The 14,036-nt window shown below is 55.2% G+C and carries 28 protein-coding genes; all 28 read right to left on the reverse strand.

The window, feature by feature from the left end:
* Positions 1 to 175: 175 nt before the first annotated feature.
* The 28 genes from rplQ to rpsJ all read right to left on the reverse strand — a co-directional run bounded on the left by rplQ (position 176) and on the right by rpsJ (position 13,881).
* The gene (gene rplQ / locus ACLEJR_RS20760) at positions 176 to 562 is read right to left on the reverse strand and encodes a 50S ribosomal protein L17 (protein WP_095109685.1); all 387 of its coding nucleotides are present in this window, start codon (positions 560 to 562) and stop codon (positions 176 to 178) included.
* A gap of 42 nt (positions 563 to 604) precedes the next feature.
* A complete protein-coding gene (locus ACLEJR_RS20765; RefSeq protein ID WP_003186012.1) occupies positions 605 to 1,606 on the reverse strand; it encodes a DNA-directed RNA polymerase subunit alpha in 1,002 nt (333 codons plus the stop codon).
* Positions 1,607 to 1,628: 22 nt separating this feature from the next.
* Positions 1,629 to 2,249 carry a 30S ribosomal protein S4 gene (gene rpsD / locus ACLEJR_RS20770; RefSeq protein ID WP_003176404.1) on the reverse strand — a complete coding sequence of 207 codons (621 nt, stop codon included), beginning with the start codon at positions 2,247 to 2,249 and terminating at the stop codon, positions 1,629 to 1,631.
* Positions 2,250 to 2,267: 18 nt separating this feature from the next.
* A complete protein-coding gene (rpsK, locus tag ACLEJR_RS20775; RefSeq protein ID WP_002555466.1) occupies positions 2,268 to 2,657 on the reverse strand; it encodes a 30S ribosomal protein S11 in 390 nt (129 codons plus the stop codon).
* A gap of 30 nt (positions 2,658 to 2,687) precedes the next feature.
* Positions 2,688 to 3,044 (reverse strand): 30S ribosomal protein S13, encoded by a 357-nt coding sequence (gene rpsM, locus ACLEJR_RS20780; protein WP_003194635.1) that lies wholly within the window; start codon positions 3,042 to 3,044, stop codon positions 2,688 to 2,690.
* Positions 3,045 to 3,174: 130 nt separating this feature from the next.
* Complete coding sequence (rpmJ, locus tag ACLEJR_RS20785; RefSeq protein ID WP_002555468.1) at positions 3,175 to 3,291, reverse strand: 50S ribosomal protein L36; 117 nt, start codon at positions 3,289 to 3,291, stop codon at positions 3,175 to 3,177.
* Between the two features lie 30 nt (positions 3,292 to 3,321).
* Positions 3,322 to 4,650, reverse strand: coding sequence for a preprotein translocase subunit SecY (gene secY, locus ACLEJR_RS20790; RefSeq protein WP_003186029.1), 1,329 nt, complete (start codon positions 4,648 to 4,650; stop codon positions 3,322 to 3,324).
* On the reverse strand, positions 4,651 to 5,088 hold the full coding sequence (gene rplO / locus ACLEJR_RS20795; RefSeq protein WP_003186032.1) for a 50S ribosomal protein L15: 438 nt from the start codon (positions 5,086 to 5,088) through the stop codon (positions 4,651 to 4,653). It lies immediately after the preceding gene.
* Positions 5,089 to 5,091: 3 nt separating this feature from the next.
* Complete coding sequence (gene rpmD / locus ACLEJR_RS20800) at positions 5,092 to 5,268, reverse strand: 50S ribosomal protein L30 (RefSeq protein WP_003186033.1); 177 nt, start codon at positions 5,266 to 5,268, stop codon at positions 5,092 to 5,094.
* 2 nt (positions 5,269 to 5,270) lie between these two features.
* Positions 5,271 to 5,771, reverse strand: coding sequence for a 30S ribosomal protein S5 (gene rpsE, locus ACLEJR_RS20805; protein ID WP_003186035.1), 501 nt, complete (start codon positions 5,769 to 5,771; stop codon positions 5,271 to 5,273).
* A 3-nt stretch (positions 5,772 to 5,774) separates the two neighbouring features.
* Positions 5,775 to 6,125, reverse strand: a complete 351-nt coding sequence (gene rplR / locus ACLEJR_RS20810) for a 50S ribosomal protein L18 (protein WP_003186037.1) — start codon at positions 6,123 to 6,125, stop codon at positions 5,775 to 5,777.
* A 10-nt stretch (positions 6,126 to 6,135) separates the two neighbouring features.
* Complete coding sequence (gene rplF, locus ACLEJR_RS20815; RefSeq protein ID WP_003186039.1) at positions 6,136 to 6,669, reverse strand: 50S ribosomal protein L6; 534 nt, start codon at positions 6,667 to 6,669, stop codon at positions 6,136 to 6,138.
* A 12-nt stretch (positions 6,670 to 6,681) separates the two neighbouring features.
* On the reverse strand, positions 6,682 to 7,074 hold the full coding sequence (gene rpsH, locus ACLEJR_RS20820; protein WP_017848802.1) for a 30S ribosomal protein S8: 393 nt from the start codon (positions 7,072 to 7,074) through the stop codon (positions 6,682 to 6,684).
* Between the two features lie 210 nt (positions 7,075 to 7,284).
* The gene (gene rpsN, locus ACLEJR_RS20825; protein WP_003186042.1) at positions 7,285 to 7,590 is read right to left on the reverse strand and encodes a 30S ribosomal protein S14; all 306 of its coding nucleotides are present in this window, start codon (positions 7,588 to 7,590) and stop codon (positions 7,285 to 7,287) included.
* A gap of 13 nt (positions 7,591 to 7,603) precedes the next feature.
* A complete protein-coding gene (gene rplE, locus ACLEJR_RS20830; protein WP_003186044.1) occupies positions 7,604 to 8,143 on the reverse strand; it encodes a 50S ribosomal protein L5 in 540 nt (179 codons plus the stop codon).
* 20 nt (positions 8,144 to 8,163) lie between these two features.
* Positions 8,164 to 8,478 carry a 50S ribosomal protein L24 gene (gene rplX / locus ACLEJR_RS20835; protein WP_003186046.1) on the reverse strand — a complete coding sequence of 105 codons (315 nt, stop codon included), beginning with the start codon at positions 8,476 to 8,478 and terminating at the stop codon, positions 8,164 to 8,166.
* An 11-nt stretch (positions 8,479 to 8,489) separates the two neighbouring features.
* On the reverse strand, positions 8,490 to 8,858 hold the full coding sequence (gene rplN, locus ACLEJR_RS20840) for a 50S ribosomal protein L14 (protein ID WP_002555479.1): 369 nt from the start codon (positions 8,856 to 8,858) through the stop codon (positions 8,490 to 8,492).
* 23 nt (positions 8,859 to 8,881) lie between these two features.
* Entirely contained in the window at positions 8,882 to 9,148 is a 267-nt protein-coding gene (gene rpsQ / locus ACLEJR_RS20845) for a 30S ribosomal protein S17 (RefSeq protein WP_003194644.1), read from the reverse strand.
* 2 nt (positions 9,149 to 9,150) lie between these two features.
* Positions 9,151 to 9,342 carry a 50S ribosomal protein L29 gene (gene rpmC, locus ACLEJR_RS20850; protein ID WP_002555481.1) on the reverse strand — a complete coding sequence of 64 codons (192 nt, stop codon included), beginning with the start codon at positions 9,340 to 9,342 and terminating at the stop codon, positions 9,151 to 9,153.
* Positions 9,342 to 9,755 carry a 50S ribosomal protein L16 gene (rplP, locus tag ACLEJR_RS20855; RefSeq protein ID WP_003186052.1) on the reverse strand — a complete coding sequence of 138 codons (414 nt, stop codon included), beginning with the start codon at positions 9,753 to 9,755 and terminating at the stop codon, positions 9,342 to 9,344. The genes rpmC and rplP overlap by 1 nt, the downstream gene beginning before the upstream one ends.
* A gap of 12 nt (positions 9,756 to 9,767) precedes the next feature.
* Positions 9,768 to 10,454 (reverse strand): 30S ribosomal protein S3, encoded by a 687-nt coding sequence (gene rpsC, locus ACLEJR_RS20860; protein ID WP_003176422.1) that lies wholly within the window; start codon positions 10,452 to 10,454, stop codon positions 9,768 to 9,770.
* A 13-nt stretch (positions 10,455 to 10,467) separates the two neighbouring features.
* Positions 10,468 to 10,800 carry a 50S ribosomal protein L22 gene (gene rplV, locus ACLEJR_RS20865; RefSeq protein WP_003103908.1) on the reverse strand — a complete coding sequence of 111 codons (333 nt, stop codon included), beginning with the start codon at positions 10,798 to 10,800 and terminating at the stop codon, positions 10,468 to 10,470.
* 11 nt (positions 10,801 to 10,811) lie between these two features.
* Positions 10,812 to 11,087, reverse strand: coding sequence for a 30S ribosomal protein S19 (gene rpsS, locus ACLEJR_RS20870; protein WP_002555486.1), 276 nt, complete (start codon positions 11,085 to 11,087; stop codon positions 10,812 to 10,814).
* Positions 11,088 to 11,103: 16 nt separating this feature from the next.
* Positions 11,104 to 11,928, reverse strand: a complete 825-nt coding sequence (gene rplB, locus ACLEJR_RS20875; protein WP_007924198.1) for a 50S ribosomal protein L2 — start codon at positions 11,926 to 11,928, stop codon at positions 11,104 to 11,106.
* A 14-nt stretch (positions 11,929 to 11,942) separates the two neighbouring features.
* Complete coding sequence (rplW, locus tag ACLEJR_RS20880; protein ID WP_002555488.1) at positions 11,943 to 12,242, reverse strand: 50S ribosomal protein L23; 300 nt, start codon at positions 12,240 to 12,242, stop codon at positions 11,943 to 11,945.
* A complete protein-coding gene (rplD, locus tag ACLEJR_RS20885; protein WP_003186057.1) occupies positions 12,239 to 12,841 on the reverse strand; it encodes a 50S ribosomal protein L4 in 603 nt (200 codons plus the stop codon). Before rplD ends, rplW begins: the two co-directional genes overlap by 4 nt.
* 12 nt (positions 12,842 to 12,853) lie before the next feature.
* On the reverse strand, positions 12,854 to 13,489 hold the full coding sequence (gene rplC / locus ACLEJR_RS20890; protein ID WP_440797843.1) for a 50S ribosomal protein L3: 636 nt from the start codon (positions 13,487 to 13,489) through the stop codon (positions 12,854 to 12,856).
* Positions 13,490 to 13,569: 80 nt separating this feature from the next.
* Positions 13,570 to 13,881, reverse strand: coding sequence for a 30S ribosomal protein S10 (gene rpsJ / locus ACLEJR_RS20895; protein WP_003186070.1), 312 nt, complete (start codon positions 13,879 to 13,881; stop codon positions 13,570 to 13,572).
* Positions 13,882 to 14,036 lie beyond the last annotated feature (155 nt).

The raw sequence follows: 14,036 nt of genomic DNA on the forward strand, positions 1-14,036 counted from the left end.
AAGGAGTATTGATCATGTTAGTGACAGTCTCCAAATTCATTAAATCATGGACATCGATAGCTATTATCTAAGGACGAAGACTTGCCAATAGCGAAGCCAGGCGAAACGGCACAACCGCTTTTCTTTCAGGCACAAAAAACCGGGCACTAGGCCCGGTTCTTTGTATGTTGCCGACTTACTCAGCGGATACAGCTTCACCGCTGGTAGAGCGATCAACCAACTCGACGTACGCCATAGGCGCGTTGTCGCCAGCGCGGAAACCGCACTTGAGGATGCGCAGGTAGCCACCCTCACGGGTAGCGTAACGCTTGCCCAGGTCGTTGAAGAGCTTACCAACGATAGCTTTCGAACGAGTACGGTCGAAAGCCAGACGGCGGTTAGCCAGGCTATCTGTCTTGGCCAGAGTGATCAGCGGCTCGGCAACGCGGCGCAGTTCTTTGGCTTTCGGCAGTGTAGTTTTGATCAGCTCGTGCTCGAACAGCGACACCGCCATGTTCTGGAACATGGCCTTGCGGTGCGAGCTGGTGCGGCTCAGGTGACGACCACTTTTACGATGACGCATGGTTCATTCCTTACCAAACACAACGTTCGGTGATTACGACGATCAGGCAGTCGCCTTGTCGTCCTTCTTAAGACTTGCAGGCGGCCAGTTGTCGAGGCGCATGCCGAGGGACAGACCGCGGGAGGCCAGAACGTCCTTGATTTCAGTCAAGGATTTCTTACCCAGGTTCGGAGTCTTCAACAGCTCTACTTCGGTACGCTGAATCAGGTCGCCGATGTAGTAGATGTTTTCCGCCTTAAGGCAGTTGGCCGAACGTACAGTCAGTTCCAGATCGTCAACCGGGCGAAGCAGGATCGGATCGATCTCGTCTTCCTGCTCGACAACCACTGGCTCACTGTCACCTTTGAGGTCGACGAACGCAGCCAACTGCTGTTGCAGGATGGTTGCAGCGCGACGGATAGCCTCTTCAGGATCCAGGGTGCCGTTGGTTTCCAGATCAATAACCAGCTTGTCCAGGTTGGTACGCTGTTCGACACGGGCGTTTTCCACCACGTATGCGATACGGCGAACCGGGCTGAACGAAGAGTCGAGCTGCAAGCGACCGATGCTGCGGCTTTCGTCTTCATCGCTCTGACGCGAGTCTGCCGGTTCATAACCACGACCACGAGCTACGGTGAGCTTCATGTTCAGGGCGCCGTTAGACGCCAGGTTAGCGATTACGTGATCGGGGTTAACGATCTCGACATCATGATCCAGCTGAATATCGGCAGCGGTAACCACCCCCGAACCCTTCTTCGACAAGGTCAGCGTAACTTCGTCACGACCGTGCAGCTTGATAGCCAGACCTTTAAGGTTCAACAGGATTTCAATTACGTCTTCCTGTACACCTTCGATGGCGCTGTACTCGTGGAGCACACCGTCAATCTCGGCCTCGACTACTGCACAGCCGGGCATTGAGGACAACAGGATGCGGCGCAGCGCGTTGCCCAGGGTGTGGCCGAAACCGCGCTCGAGAGGCTCGAGCGTGATCTTGGCGCGGGTTGGACTGACAACCTGCACATCAATATGGCGGGGTGTCAGGAACTCATTTACCGAAATCTGCATGGATGCACCTATTTTCTAGCCCTTACTTGGAGTAGAGCTCGACAATCAGGCTTTCGTTGATGTCGGCGGACAGATCACTGCGAGCAGGAACGTTCTTGAAAACGCCCGACTTCTTCTCAGTGTCTACTTCTACCCATTCTACGCGGCCACGTTGGGCACACAGATCGAGAGCTTGGACAATGCGAAGTTGGTTCTTTGCTTTCTCGCGAACAGCCACCACGTCACCAGCACGAACCTGGTAGGACGGAACGTTTACGGTCTGGCCGTTAACGCTGATCGACTTGTGCGATACCAGCTGACGGGATTCGGCACGAGTGGAGCCGAAACCCATACGGTATACGACGTTGTCCAGACGGCATTCGAGCAGTTGCAACAGGTTTTCGCCGGTTGCGCCTTTCTTGCCAGCTGCTTCTTTGTAGTAGCCGCTGAATTGACGCTCGAGAACGCCGTAGATACGACGGACCTTCTGCTTTTCACGCAGTTGGGTGCCGTAATCGGACTGGCGACCGCGGCGCTGGCCGTGGATACCAGGTGCTGCTTCAATGTTGCACTTCGATTCGATCGCGCGCACGCCGCTCTTCAGAAAGAGATCGGTGCCTTCGCGACGAGCGAGTTTGCATTTTGGACCAATGTAACGAGCCATTCTTTACAATCTCCTGGATTACACGCGGCGCTTCTTCGGCGGACGGCACCCGTTGTGCGGGATTGGCGTCACGTCGGTGATGCTGGCGATCTTGTAGCCACAGCCGTTCAAAGCGCGGACTGCGGATTCACGACCTGGACCTGGACCCTTGACGTTGACGTCGAGGTTTTTCAGGCCGTATTCCAGCGCAGCTTGACCAGCACGCTCAGCAGCTACTTGAGCAGCGAACGGGGTGGACTTGCGGGAACCGCGGAAACCCGAACCACCGGAGGTAGCCCAGGAAAGAGCGTTACCTTGACGGTCGGTAATGGTCACGATGGTGTTGTTAAAAGAAGCATGGATGTGGGCGATGCCATCAACCACTGTCTTTTTAACTTTTTTACGAGGACGAGCAGCAGGTTTTGCCATGATTTAATTCCTGTCGATTCGCTGGGGCGATTACTTGCGGATCGGCTTACGCGGACCTTTACGGGTACGCGCGTTGGTCTTGGTACGCTGACCGCGTACTGGCAGACCACGACGATGACGCAGACCGCGATAGCAACCGAGGTCCATCAAGCGCTTGATTTTCATGTTGATTTCGCGACGCAGGTCACCTTCAGTGGTGAACTTCGCCACTTCGCCACGCAGCTGTTCAATTTGCTCGTCGCTCAGATCCTTGATCTTTGCCGCTGGGTTGACCCCAGCCACTGCACAAATTTTCTGTGCAGTAGTGCGACCAACACCATAGATGTAGGTCAGCGAGATAACAGTATGCTTGTTATCTGGAATGTTGACGCCTGCAATACGGGCCATTCAGTGGGACTCCAATTGACAGCTACCTACGCCCCGGAAGCCAAGAAATAGGGCGCGAGATAATATCGCTGTAATAACAAATAATCAACCCGGCAGCACACTAGCTGCCGGGCTTAAAGCACAATCACACTCAGCCTTGGCGCTGTTTGTGACGCGGTTCCGCGCTGCAAATTACCCGAACAACACCTTCGCGGCGAATAATCTTGCAGTTACGGCACAGCTTTTTCACCGATGCACGAACTTTCATCACCAACTCCTCGAACCTTATGGACGCTACTCAGCGCAACATGCCGCTGCCGTAGCCCTTCAGGTTGGCTTTCTTCATCAGGGATTCGTACTGGTGCGAAACGAGGTGCGATTGTACTTGGGACATGAAGTCCATCACAACCACGACCACGATCAGCAACGAGGTCCCGCCAAGGTAGAACGGTACGTTTGCCGCAACCACCAGGAACTGGGGCAACAGGCAGACGGCCGTCATGTAAAGAGCACCGAACATGGTCAAGCGAGTCAGAACGCCATCAATATAGCGTGCCGACTGCTCACCTGGACGGATGCCCGGAATAAAGGCACCGGACTTCTTCAGGTTTTCCGCTACGTCTTTCGGATTGAACATCAACGCCGTATAGAAGAAGCAGAAGAAAATAATCCCTGCACTAAACAGCAGAATATTCAAAGGCTGACCAGGAGCGATCGACTGCGAGATGTCCTGCAACCAGCCCATACCTTCAGACTGGCCGAACCAGGCACCCAACGAAGCCGGGAACAGCAGGATGCTGCTCGCGAAAATGGCCGGAATAACACCGGCCATGTTCACCTTCAACGGCAAGTGGCTGGTCTGCGCAGCAAACACCTTGCGGCCCTGCTGACGCTTGGCGTAGTGAACAGCAATACGACGCTGACCACGCTCGATGAACACCACGAAACCGATAATCGCTACTGCCAGCAGACCGATGGCAACCAAGGCGAAGATATTGATATCACCCTGACGCGCAGACTCGAAAGACTGCCCGATCGCTCTCGGAAGACCGGCGACGATACCTGCGAAGATCAACATCGAGATACCGTTGCCAACACCACGCTCAGTAATCTGCTCACCCAGCCACATCATGAACATCGCGCCCGCCACAAAGGTGGTTACCGCAACGAAATGAAAGCTGAAGTCAGCAGTGAACGAAACGCCCTGCCCCGCCAGGCCAATGGACATGCCAATGGCTTGAACGAGTGCGAGGACGACAGTGCCGTAGCGGGTGTACTGGCTGATCTTGCGACGGCCAGCTTCACCTTCCTTCTTCAACTGCTCCAGCTGCGGGCTGACGGCGCTCATCAGTTGCATGATGATCGATGCCGAGATGTACGGCATGATCCCCAGTGCAAAGATGCTCATCCGCTCCAGCGCGCCGCCGGAAAACATGTTGAACAAGCTAAGAATGGTCCCCTCATTCTGTCGAAACAGGTCCGCGAGTCGGTCCGGGTTGATACCTGGAACCGGGATGTGTGCGCCTATTCGGTAGACGATAATCGCCAGGAACAGAAAACGCAGACGAGCCCAGAGTTCAGACATACCGCCTTTGCCGAGCGCAGAGAGAGCACCTTGCTTAGCCATTTATTCCTCGAACTTGCCGCCAGCTGCTTCGATAGCCGCACGCGCACCTTTGGTGGCGCCGATTCCCTTTCCGATGGTGACAGCACGAGCAACTTCGCCCGACAGCATGATTTTCACACGCTGAACGTTCTGGTTGATCACGTTGGCATCCTTCAGGGACTGCACGGTGACGATGTCGCCGTCCACTTTGGCCAGCTCGGACAGACGCACTTCTGCGCGGTCCATGGCTTTCAGGGAGACGAAACCGAACTTCGGCAGGCGACGATGCAGCGGCTGTTGACCGCCTTCAAAGCCTGGAGCAATGGTGCCACCGGAGCGGGAGGTCTGACCTTTGTGGCCACGGCCACCGGTCTTGCCCAAACCACTACCGATACCACGGCCCGGACGATGCTTTTCGCGACGGGAACCCGGCGCTGGACTCAGATCATTGAGTTTCATCGATTAACCCTCGACACGCAGCATGTAGTAAGCCTTGTTGATCATCCCGCGATTCTCGGGAGTATCCAGGACTTCTACAGTGTGACCGATGCGACGCAGACCCAGACCCTTAACGCACAGTTTGTGGTTAGGAATGCGGCCGGTCATGCTTTTGATCAGCGTAACTTTTACGGTAGCCATGATCAGAAGATCTCCTTGACGCTTTTGCCACGCTTGGCGGCAATGGATTCAGGAGACTGCATTGCCTTCAAACCCTTGAAAGTGGCGTGAACCACGTTTACCGGGTTAGTCGAGCCGTAGCACTTGGCCAGAACGTTCTGAACGCCAGCAACTTCGAGGACAGCACGCATAGCGCCGCCAGCGATGATACCGGTACCTTCAGAAGCAGGCTGCATGTACACCTTCGAAGCGCCATGGGCAGACTTCATTGCGTACTGCAGAGTGGTGCCGTTCAGATCAACCTGGATCATGTTGCGGCGAGCAGCTTCCATTGCCTTCTGGATCGCAGCAGGCACTTCACGCGACTTGCCACGGCCGAAGCCAACACGGCCCTTACCATCACCCACCACGGTCAACGCGGTGAAAGTGAAGATACGGCCGCCTTTAACGGTTTTGGCTACGCGGTTAACTTGAACCAGCTTCTCGATGTAGCCTTCGTCGCGCTTTTGGTCGTTATTTGACATAACTTAGAACTCCAGCCCAGCTTCACGAGCAGCATCAGCCAGCGCCTTGACGCGGCCGTGGTACTTGAAGCCAGAGCGGTCGAAAGCCACCTGCGAGACGCCAGCGGCTTTAGCACGCGTAGCGACCAGCTGGCCAACCTTAGTGGCCGCGTCGATGTTGCCAGTGGCGCCATCACGCAGTTCTTTATCCAAAGTCGAGGCACTTGCCAGGACTTTGTTGCCGTCGGCCGAAATGACCTGGGCGTAGATGTGCTGCGACGAGCGGAACACGCAGAGACGCACGACTTCGAGTTCGTGCATTTTCAGGCGTGCTTTGCGAGCGCGACGCAGTCGAGTAACTTTTTTGTCGGTCATTTGCTATGCCCTACTTCTTCTTGGCTTCTTTACGACGGACGACTTCGTCCGCGTAGCGCACACCTTTGCCTTTGTACGGCTCTGGTGGACGGAAGTCGCGGATCTCGGCGGCCACTTGACCTACCAGCTGCTTGTCGATGCCCTTGATCAGGATATCGGTCTGGCTAGGAGTCTCAGCGGTAATGCCTTCCGGCAGTTCGTAATCCACTGGATGCGAGAAGCCAAGAGCCAGGTTCAGCACTGTGCCCTTTGCTTGCGCTTTATAACCAACACCGACCAGCTGGAGCTTGCGCTCGAAGCCTTGGCTTACGCCTTGGACCATGTTGTTTACCAACGCACGAGTGGTACCAGCCATTGCGCGAGTCTGTTGATCGCCATTGCGAGCAGCGAAACGCAGCTCACCGGCTTCTTCAACGATCTCGACGGACGAATGGATGTTCAGTTGCAGAGTGCCCTTGGCACCCTTCACCGAAAGCTGTTGGCCTGCGAATTTGACTTCGACACCGGCTGGCAGCTTAACGGGGTTCTTAGCGACGCGTGACATGCTTATCCCCCCTTAGAACACAGTGCAAAGTACTTCGCCGCCGACACCGGCAGCGCGCGCAGCACGATCAGTCATCACACCTTTGTTGGTGGAGACGATAGACACACCAAGACCGCCACGAACTTTCGGCAGATCTTCGACGGACTTGTACTGACGCAGGCCTGGACGGCTAACGCGCTTCACTTCCTCGATGACCGGACGGCCTTCGAAGTACTTCAGCTCGATGGACAGCAGAGGCTTGATTTCGCTGCTGATCTGATAACCCGCAATGTAACCTTCGTCCTTCAGGACTTTGGCAACAGCAACCTTCAAAGTAGAAGATGGCATGCTTACGACGGACTTTTCAGCCATCTGGGCATTACGGATACGAGTTAGCATGTCCGCTAACGGGTCCTGCATACTCATGGGCTAGACGCTCCTAATACACAAAAAATTAGCCTTTCGGCTAGTGCGTGTCGCCGAGAAATTCCGGGCATGAAAAACACGGGCTCAGGCGAGCCGGGTATTCTAGACACACCCCAGAAATGAATCAAGCCCCATAAGGGGCTTGATTCATATTCAAGGCCACCGGCGGTCAGGATCCTGGGATCCCGAACACCGATGCTTTGACAGCGCTTACCAGCTGGCCTTGACCAGACCTGGAACGTCACCACGCATTGCAGCTTGACGCAGCATGTTACGGCCGAGGCCGAACTTGCGGTATACGCCGTGCGGACGACCAGTCAGGCGGCAGCGGTTACGCATGCGCGAGGCGCTTGCGTCACGTGGCTGCTTCTGCAGGGCTACGGTAGCTTCCCAACGCGCTTCTGGACTTGCGTTCAGATCGACGATGATTGCTTTCAGCGCTGCACGCTTGGTGGCGTACTTGGCAACGGTGAGCTGACGCTTCAGCTCACGGTTCTTCATGCTCTTCTTGGCCATTTTCCTACTCCAATCAGTTGCGGAACGGGAATTTGAAAGCGCGCAGCAGTGCGCGACCTTCGTCATCCGTCCGAGCAGTGGTGGTCAGGGTAATGTCCAGACCGCGGAGAGCGTCGATCTTGTCGTAATCGATTTCCGGGAAGATGATCTGCTCTTTTACGCCCATGCTGTAGTTGCCACGACCATCGAAGGACTTGGCATTCAGGCCGCGGAAGTCGCGAACCCGAGGCAGGGAGATCGACAGCAGACGATCCAGGAACTCGTACATACGCTCACGGCGCAGGGTCACTTTGACGCCGATCGGCCAACCTTCACGGACTTTAAAGCCAGCGATGGATTTCCGAGCGTAAGTCACAACGACTTTCTGACCGGTGATCTTTTCCAGGTCGGCAACGGCGTGCTCGATGACTTTCTTGTCGCCGATCGCTTCGCCCAGACCCATGTTCAGGGTGATTTTGGTAACGCGCGGAACTTCCATCACGTTCGAAAGCTTAAGTTCTTCCTTAAGTTTCGGTGCGATTTCCTTCCGGTAAATCTCTTTTAGTCGTGCCATGGTCTTCTACCTAGCAGTGTTCAAGCATCAACCGCTTTTTGGGTCGACTTGAAGACACGAATTTTCTTACCGTCTTCTACTTTGAAACCAACGCGGTCAGCCTTGTTGGTTTCGCCGTTGAAGATGGCGACGTTGGAAGCGTGCAGTGGCGCTTCTTTCTCGACGATACCGCCCTGTACGCCCGACATCGGGTTAGGCTTGGTATGACGCTTGACCAGGTTCAGACCACCAACAACCAGACGGTTATCAGCAAGAACCTTCAGCACCTTACCGCGCTTACCTTTGTCTTTGCCGGCGATCACGATGATCTCGTCGTCACGACGAATCTTTTGCATGTCGGATCTCCTTACAGCACTTCTGGGGCGAGCGAGACGATCTTCATGAACTTCTCGGTACGAAGTTCACGGGTCACTGGCCCAAAGATACGGGTGCCGATCGGCTCTTGCTTGTTGTTCAACAGAACAGCAGCGTTGCCATCAAAGCGGATAATGGAGCCGTCAGCACGACGAACGCCGTGGCGAGTGCGGACTACAACAGCAGTCATCACTTGGCCTTTTTTCACCTTACCGCGAGGAATTGCTTCCTTCACGGTAACTTTGATGATGTCACCGATACCAGCGTAACGACGATGGGAGCCACCCAGCACCTTGATGCACATAACGCGGCGAGCGCCGCTGTTATCGGCCACATCGAGCATGGATTGAGTCTGAATCATATAATTTCTCCGACCCCTAGCCCTTAGACTTCCACAGCGCGTTCGAGAACATCAACCAGTGCCCAAGACTTGGTCTTGGCCATCGGACGAGTTTCACGAATAGTGACTTTGTCGCCGATATGGCACTGATTGGTTTCGTCGTGCGCGTGCAGCTTAGTCGAACGCTTAACGTATTTACCGTAGATCGGGTGCTTGACGCGACGCTCGATCAGAACGGTGATGGTTTTGTCCATCTTGTCGCTGACAACACGGCCAGTCAGCGTACGGACAGTTTTTTCGGCTTCAGCCATGATTACTTACCTGCCTGCTGGTTGAGCACAGTTTTCACGCGAGCGATGTCACGCTTAACTTGCGAGAGCAGATGAGACTGCCCCAACTGGCCAGTTGCCTTCTGCATACGCAGATTGAACTGGTCGCGCAGCAGGCCGAGCAGTTGCTCGTTCAGCTGCTGTGCTGATTTTTCACGAAGTTCATTCGCTTTCATCACATCACCGTCCGTTTAACAAAGGAGGTGGCGAGCGGCAGCTTTGCAGCAGCCAGGGCGAAAGCCTCACGCGCCAGCTCTTCAGAAACACCCTCGATTTCATACAGGACTTTGCCTGGCTGAATCTGGGCAACCCAGTACTCCACGTTACCCTTACCTTTACCCATCCGAACTTCGAGTGGCTTCTTGGTGACAGGCTTGTCCGGGAATACACGGATCCAGATCTTGCCGCCACGTTTTACGTGACGGGTCAGGGCACGACGTGCCGACTCGATCTGACGAGCGGTGAGACGACCACGAGCAACAGACTTCAGCGCGAACTCGCCGAAGCTGACTTTGCTACCGCGCAGTGCCAGGCCACGGTTGTGACCGGTCATCTGCTTGCGGAACTTCGTACGCTTTGGTTGCAACATTTGGCGTACCCCTTACTTAGCAGCTTTTTTACGAGGCGCTGGTGCTTGTGGTTTCAGTTCTTCTTGGCGACCACCAATTACTTCGCCTTTGAAGATCCAAACCTTTACACCGATCACACCGTAGGTGGTGTGAGCTTCGTAGTTGGCATAGTCGATGTCGGCACGCAGGGTGTGCAGTGGCACACGACCTTCGCGATACCATTCAGTACGTGCGATTTCAGCACCGCCGAGACGACCGCTCACTTGGATTTTGATGCCCTTGGCACCAATGCGCATGGCGTTCTGTACAGCGCGCTTCATAGCGCGACGGAACATGACGCGACGCTCCAGCTGCTGAGCTACGCTCTGCGCAACCAGCATACCGTCGAGCTCCGGCTTGCGGATCTCTTCGATATTGATGTGCACAGGCACACCCATTTGCTTGGTCAGGTCCTGACGCAGCTTCTCAACATCTTCACCTTTCTTCCCGATAACGATACCTGGACGAGCGGTGTGGATGGTGATGCGTGCAGTCTGAGCCGGACGATGGATATCGATACGGCTTACGGACGCGCTTTTTAGTTTGTCTTGGAGATACTCACGCACCTTCAGATCAGCGAACAAGTAGTCCGCATAAGTCCGGCCGTCTGCGTACCAGACGGAGGTGTGCTCCTTGACGATTCCCAGGCGAATGCCAATGGGATGTACTTTCTGACCCATCTCTTCGACTCCGTTACTTGTCAGCAACCTTGACAGTGATATGGCAAGACCGCTTGACGATGCGATCAGCACGGCCTTTGGCACGTGGCATGATGCGCTTCAGCGAACGCCCTTCGTTGACGAAAACGGTGCTGACTTTCAGGTCATCAACGTCTGCGCCTTCGTTATGCTCGGCGTTGGCTACGGCCGACTCCAGCACTTTTTTCATGATCTCGGCGGCTTTCTTACTGCTGAAAGCCAACAGGTTGAGCGCTTCGCCCACCTTCTTCCCGCGGATCTGGTCGGCGACCAAGCGGGCTTTCTGGGCGGAGATTCGAGCGCCCGACAACTTAGCGGCTACTTCCATTTCCTTACCCCTTAACGCTTGGCTTTCTTGTCAGCCACGTGCCCACGGTATGTGCGGGTACCGGCGAACTCGCCCAGTTTGTGGCCGACCATGTCTTCGTTCACGAGAACTGGGACGTGCTGGCGACCGTTGTGTACAGCGATGGTCAGACCGACCATTTGTGGCAGGATCATCGAACGGCGCGACCAGGTCTTAACTGGTTTGCGATCGTTCTTTTCCGCCGCCACTTCGATCTTCTTCAGTAGGTGAAGATCAATAAAAGGACCTTTTTTCAGAGAACGTGGCACTGTCGTATCCCTCTATTTACTTGCGACGACGGACGATCATTTTGTCGGTACGCTTATTACCACGAGTCTTCGCGCCCTTAGTCGGGAAGCCCCATGGCGATACCGGATGACGACCACCAGAGGTACGACCTTCACCACCACCATGTGGGTGGTCAACCGGGTTCATGGCAACACCACGAACGGTTGGGCGAACGCCACGCCAGCGCTTGGCACCAGCTTTACCCAACGAACGCAGGCTGTGCTCGGAGTTCGAGACTTCGCCCAGGGTCGCACGGCATTCAGCCAGGACTTTACGCATCTCACCAGAACGCAGACGCAGGGTCACGTAGACACCTTCACGAGCGATCAGCTGAGCCGAAGCACCAGCGGAACGAGCGATTTGCGCGCCTTTACCTGGCTTCAATTCGATGCCGTGTACGGTGCTACCAACTGGAATGTTGCGCAGTTGCAGAGCGTTGCCCGGCTTGATCGGCGCCAGAGCACCTGCGATCAGCTGGTCGCCAGCGCTCACGCCTTTAGGGGCGATGATGTAGCGACGCTCGCCATCTGCGTACAGCAGCAGAGCGATGTGAGCAGTACGGTTTGGATCGTATTCGATACGCTCGACGGTGGCAGCGATGCCATCCTTGTCGTTGCGACGGAAGTCGACCAGACGGTAATGCTGCTTATGACCACCACCCACGTGACGTGTAGTAATGCGGCCATTGTTGTTACGACCACCAGACTTCGATTTTTTCTCGAGCAGCGGTGCGTGAGGAGCGCCTTTATGCAGCTCCTGGTTGACCACCTTGACCACAAAACGGCGGCCAGGGGAAGTCGGTTTGCATTTAACGATTGCCATGATGCACCCCTTCCTTACTCAGCACTGCTGCTGAAATCGAGATCTTGGCCTGGCTGAAGGGAGATAACTGCCTTCTTCCAGTCATTACGCTTGCCCAGACCGCGAGCAGTGCGCTTGCTCTTACCCAGAACATTCAGGGTAGTCACGCGCTCTACTTTCACGCTGAACAGGCTTTCGACGGCCTTCTTGATTTCCAGCTTGGTTGCGTCGGTAGCAACCTTGAAAACGAACTGGCCTTTCTTGTCTGCCAGAACCGTAGCCTTCTCGGAAACGTGCGGGCCAAGCAGAACTTTAAATACGCGTTCCTGGTTCATCCCAGCAGCTCCTCGAATTTCTTCACGGCCGACACGGTGATCAACACCTTGTCGTATGCGATCAGACTGACCGGATCGGAACCTTGTACGTCACGTACATCGACGTGCGGCAGGTTGCGAGCAGCCAGGTACAGGTTCTGATCAACAGCGTCAGACACGATCAGGACGTCAGTCAGGCCCATGCCATTCAGCTTGTTCAGCAGATCTTTGGTTTTCGGTGCTTCAACAGCGAAGTCCTGAACCACGACCAGACGATCAGTACGCACCAGCTCAGCAAGAATGGAACGCATCGCCGCGCGATACATCTTCTTGTTCAGCTTCTGGGAGTGATCCTGTGGACGAGCTGCGAAAGTGGTACCGCCGCCACGCCAGATTGGGCTACGGATAGTACCGGCACGAGCACGGCCAGTACCTTTCTGACGCCATGGGCGCTTGCCGCCACCGGAAACGTCGGAACGGGTCTTTTGCTGCTTGCTACCTTGACGGCCGCCAGCCATGTAGGCCACGACTGCTTGGTGAACCAGCGTCTCGTTGAATTCGCCGCCAAATGTCAGTTCGGAAACTTCGATCGCTTGAGCGTCATTTACATTTAATTGCATGTCAGCTTCCCCTTAACCGCGAGCCTTGGCTGCTGGACGTACAACCACGTTGCCGCCAGTAGCGCCAGGAACAGCGCCCTTGACCAACAACAGATTGCGTTCAGCGTCCACGCGCACTACTTCGAGGGACTGCACGGTCACGCGCTCGGCGCCCATATGACCGGACATTTTCTTGCCCTTGAATACACGACCAGGAGTCTGGCACTGGCCGATAGAGCCTGGAACGCGGTGGGATACGGAGTTACCGTGGGTGTTATCTTGCCCGCGGAAGTTCCAACGCTTGATCGTACCCTGGAAGCCTTTACCCTTGGACTGACCGGTTACATCAACCAGTTGGCCAGCGGCGAAGATTTCAGCCTTGATCAGATCGCCGGCCTGGTAGTCGCCTTCTTCAAGACGGAATTCCATTACGGTACGACCAGCGGCAACGTTCGCTTTTGCGAAGTGGCCAGCTTGAGCTGCTGTTACACGCGAAGCGCGACGCTCGCCGACAGTGACTTGCACTGCACGATAGCCATCGGTTTCTTCAGTTTTGAACTGGGTGACGCGATTCGGCTCGATCTCAATGACCGTGACCGGAATGGAGACACCTTCTTCGGTGAAAATACGGGTCATACCGCATTTACGACCGACTACACCAATAGTCATGTTGTAAACCTCATGAGTGTACGGGGCTTTCACCCGCTATGGCCGCCCATTTCAGAGCGTTACACGACCAAGACCGAGTCTTAGCCGAGGCTGATCTGCACTTCCACACCGGCCGCAAGATCAAGCTTCATAAGTGCATCAACGGTTTTATCCGTTGGCTGGACGATGTCCAGAACGCGCTTATGAGTGCGGATCTCGTACTGGTCACGCGCGTCTTTGTTGACGTGCGGGGAGACCAGAACGGTGAACCGCTCTTTACGGGTAGGCAGTGGAATAGGACCACGCACTTGAGCACCAGTACGTTTCGCGGTTTCCACGATTTCCTGGGTGGATTGGTCGATCAGGCGATGGTCAAAAGCCTTCAACCTGATACGGATTTGCTGATTTTGCATTGGATTTCAGACTCCGGCTGCTATTCCCACCGGGCGCAATACGCCCGTTAAAAGGAGGCGCAATTCTATAGACGCACCTGATAGGTGTCAACTCAATAAAAAAGCCCCCGCTAGGCGGGGGCTTCTTCACTCATTGAGCTGACTCTGAAAGAGCC

Origin of the sequence: Pseudomonas sp. SMN5 (assembly GCF_052041925.1) — a bacterium.
GTDB lineage: Bacteria > Pseudomonadota > Gammaproteobacteria > Pseudomonadales > Pseudomonadaceae > Aquipseudomonas.

Coding starts and splice junctions, on each gene's coding strand:
- rpsE (WP_003186035.1), bottom strand. CDS start 5,771: ATGTCAAATAACGACCAAAAGCGCGACGAAGGCTACATCGAGAAGCTG.
- rpsQ (WP_003194644.1), bottom strand. CDS start 9,148: ATGGCTGAAGCCGAAAAAACTGTCCGTACGCTGACTGGCCGTGTTGTC.
- rpsD (WP_003176404.1), bottom strand. CDS start 2,249: ATGGCTCGTTACATTGGTCCAAAATGCAAACTCGCTCGTCGCGAAGGC.
- secY (WP_003186029.1), bottom strand. CDS start 4,650: ATGGCTAAGCAAGGTGCTCTCTCTGCGCTCGGCAAAGGCGGTATGTCT.
- rplD (WP_003186057.1), bottom strand. CDS start 12,841: ATGCAATTAAATGTAAATGACGCTCAAGCGATCGAAGTTTCCGAACTG.
- rpsN (WP_003186042.1), bottom strand. CDS start 7,590: ATGGCCAAGAAGAGCATGAAGAACCGTGAGCTGAAGCGTCAGCTCACC.
- rpmJ (WP_002555468.1), bottom strand. CDS start 3,291: ATGAAAGTTCGTGCATCGGTGAAAAAGCTGTGCCGTAACTGCAAGATT.
- rplP (WP_003186052.1), bottom strand. CDS start 9,755: ATGTTGCAACCAAAGCGTACGAAGTTCCGCAAGCAGATGACCGGTCAC.
- rpsC (WP_003176422.1), bottom strand. CDS start 10,454: ATGGGTCAGAAAGTACATCCCATTGGCATTCGCCTGGGAATCGTCAAG.
- rplB (WP_007924198.1), bottom strand. CDS start 11,928: ATGGCAATCGTTAAATGCAAACCGACTTCCCCTGGCCGCCGTTTTGTG.
- rpmD (WP_003186033.1), bottom strand. CDS start 5,268: ATGGCTACCGTAAAAGTTACGCTGATCAAAAGCATGACCGGCCGCATT.
- rplF (WP_003186039.1), bottom strand. CDS start 6,669: ATGTCACGCGTCGCTAAGAACCCCGTTAAGCTGCCAGCCGGTGTCGAA.
- rplV (WP_003103908.1), bottom strand. CDS start 10,800: ATGGAAGTAGCCGCTAAGTTGTCGGGCGCTCGAATCTCCGCCCAGAAA.
- rpsH (WP_017848802.1), bottom strand. CDS start 7,074: ATGAGTATGCAGGACCCGTTAGCGGACATGCTAACTCGTATCCGTAAT.
- rplO (WP_003186032.1), bottom strand. CDS start 5,088: ATGAAACTCAATGATCTGAGTCCAGCGCCGGGTTCCCGTCGCGAAAAG.
- rplC (WP_440797843.1), bottom strand. CDS start 13,489: ATGACTATTGGTGTAGTCGGTCGTAAATGCGGTATGACCCGTATTTTC.
- ACLEJR_RS20765 (WP_003186012.1), bottom strand. CDS start 1,606: ATGCAGATTTCGGTAAATGAGTTCCTGACACCCCGCCATATTGATGTG.
- rplW (WP_002555488.1), bottom strand. CDS start 12,242: ATGAACCAGGAACGCGTATTTAAAGTTCTGCTTGGCCCGCACGTTTCC.
- rpsM (WP_003194635.1), bottom strand. CDS start 3,044: ATGGCCCGTATTGCAGGCGTCAACATTCCAGATAACAAGCATACTGTT.
- rpsJ (WP_003186070.1), bottom strand. CDS start 13,881: ATGCAAAATCAGCAAATCCGTATCAGGTTGAAGGCTTTTGACCATCGC.
- rpmC (WP_002555481.1), bottom strand. CDS start 9,342: ATGAAAGCGAATGAACTTCGTGAAAAATCAGCACAGCAGCTGAACGAG.
- rplQ (WP_095109685.1), bottom strand. CDS start 562: ATGCGTCATCGTAAAAGTGGTCGTCACCTGAGCCGCACCAGCTCGCAC.
- rplR (WP_003186037.1), bottom strand. CDS start 6,125: ATGACCGACAAAAAAGTTACTCGACTGCGTCGCGCTCGCAAAGCACGC.
- rplE (WP_003186044.1), bottom strand. CDS start 8,143: ATGGCACGACTAAAAGAGATTTACCGGAAGGAAATCGCACCGAAACTT.
- rplX (WP_003186046.1), bottom strand. CDS start 8,478: ATGCAAAAGATTCGTCGTGACGACGAGATCATCGTGATCGCCGGCAAA.
- rplN (WP_002555479.1), bottom strand. CDS start 8,858: ATGATTCAGACTCAATCCATGCTCGATGTGGCCGATAACAGCGGCGCT.
- rpsK (WP_002555466.1), bottom strand. CDS start 2,657: ATGGCAAAACCTGCTGCTCGTCCTCGTAAAAAAGTTAAAAAGACAGTG.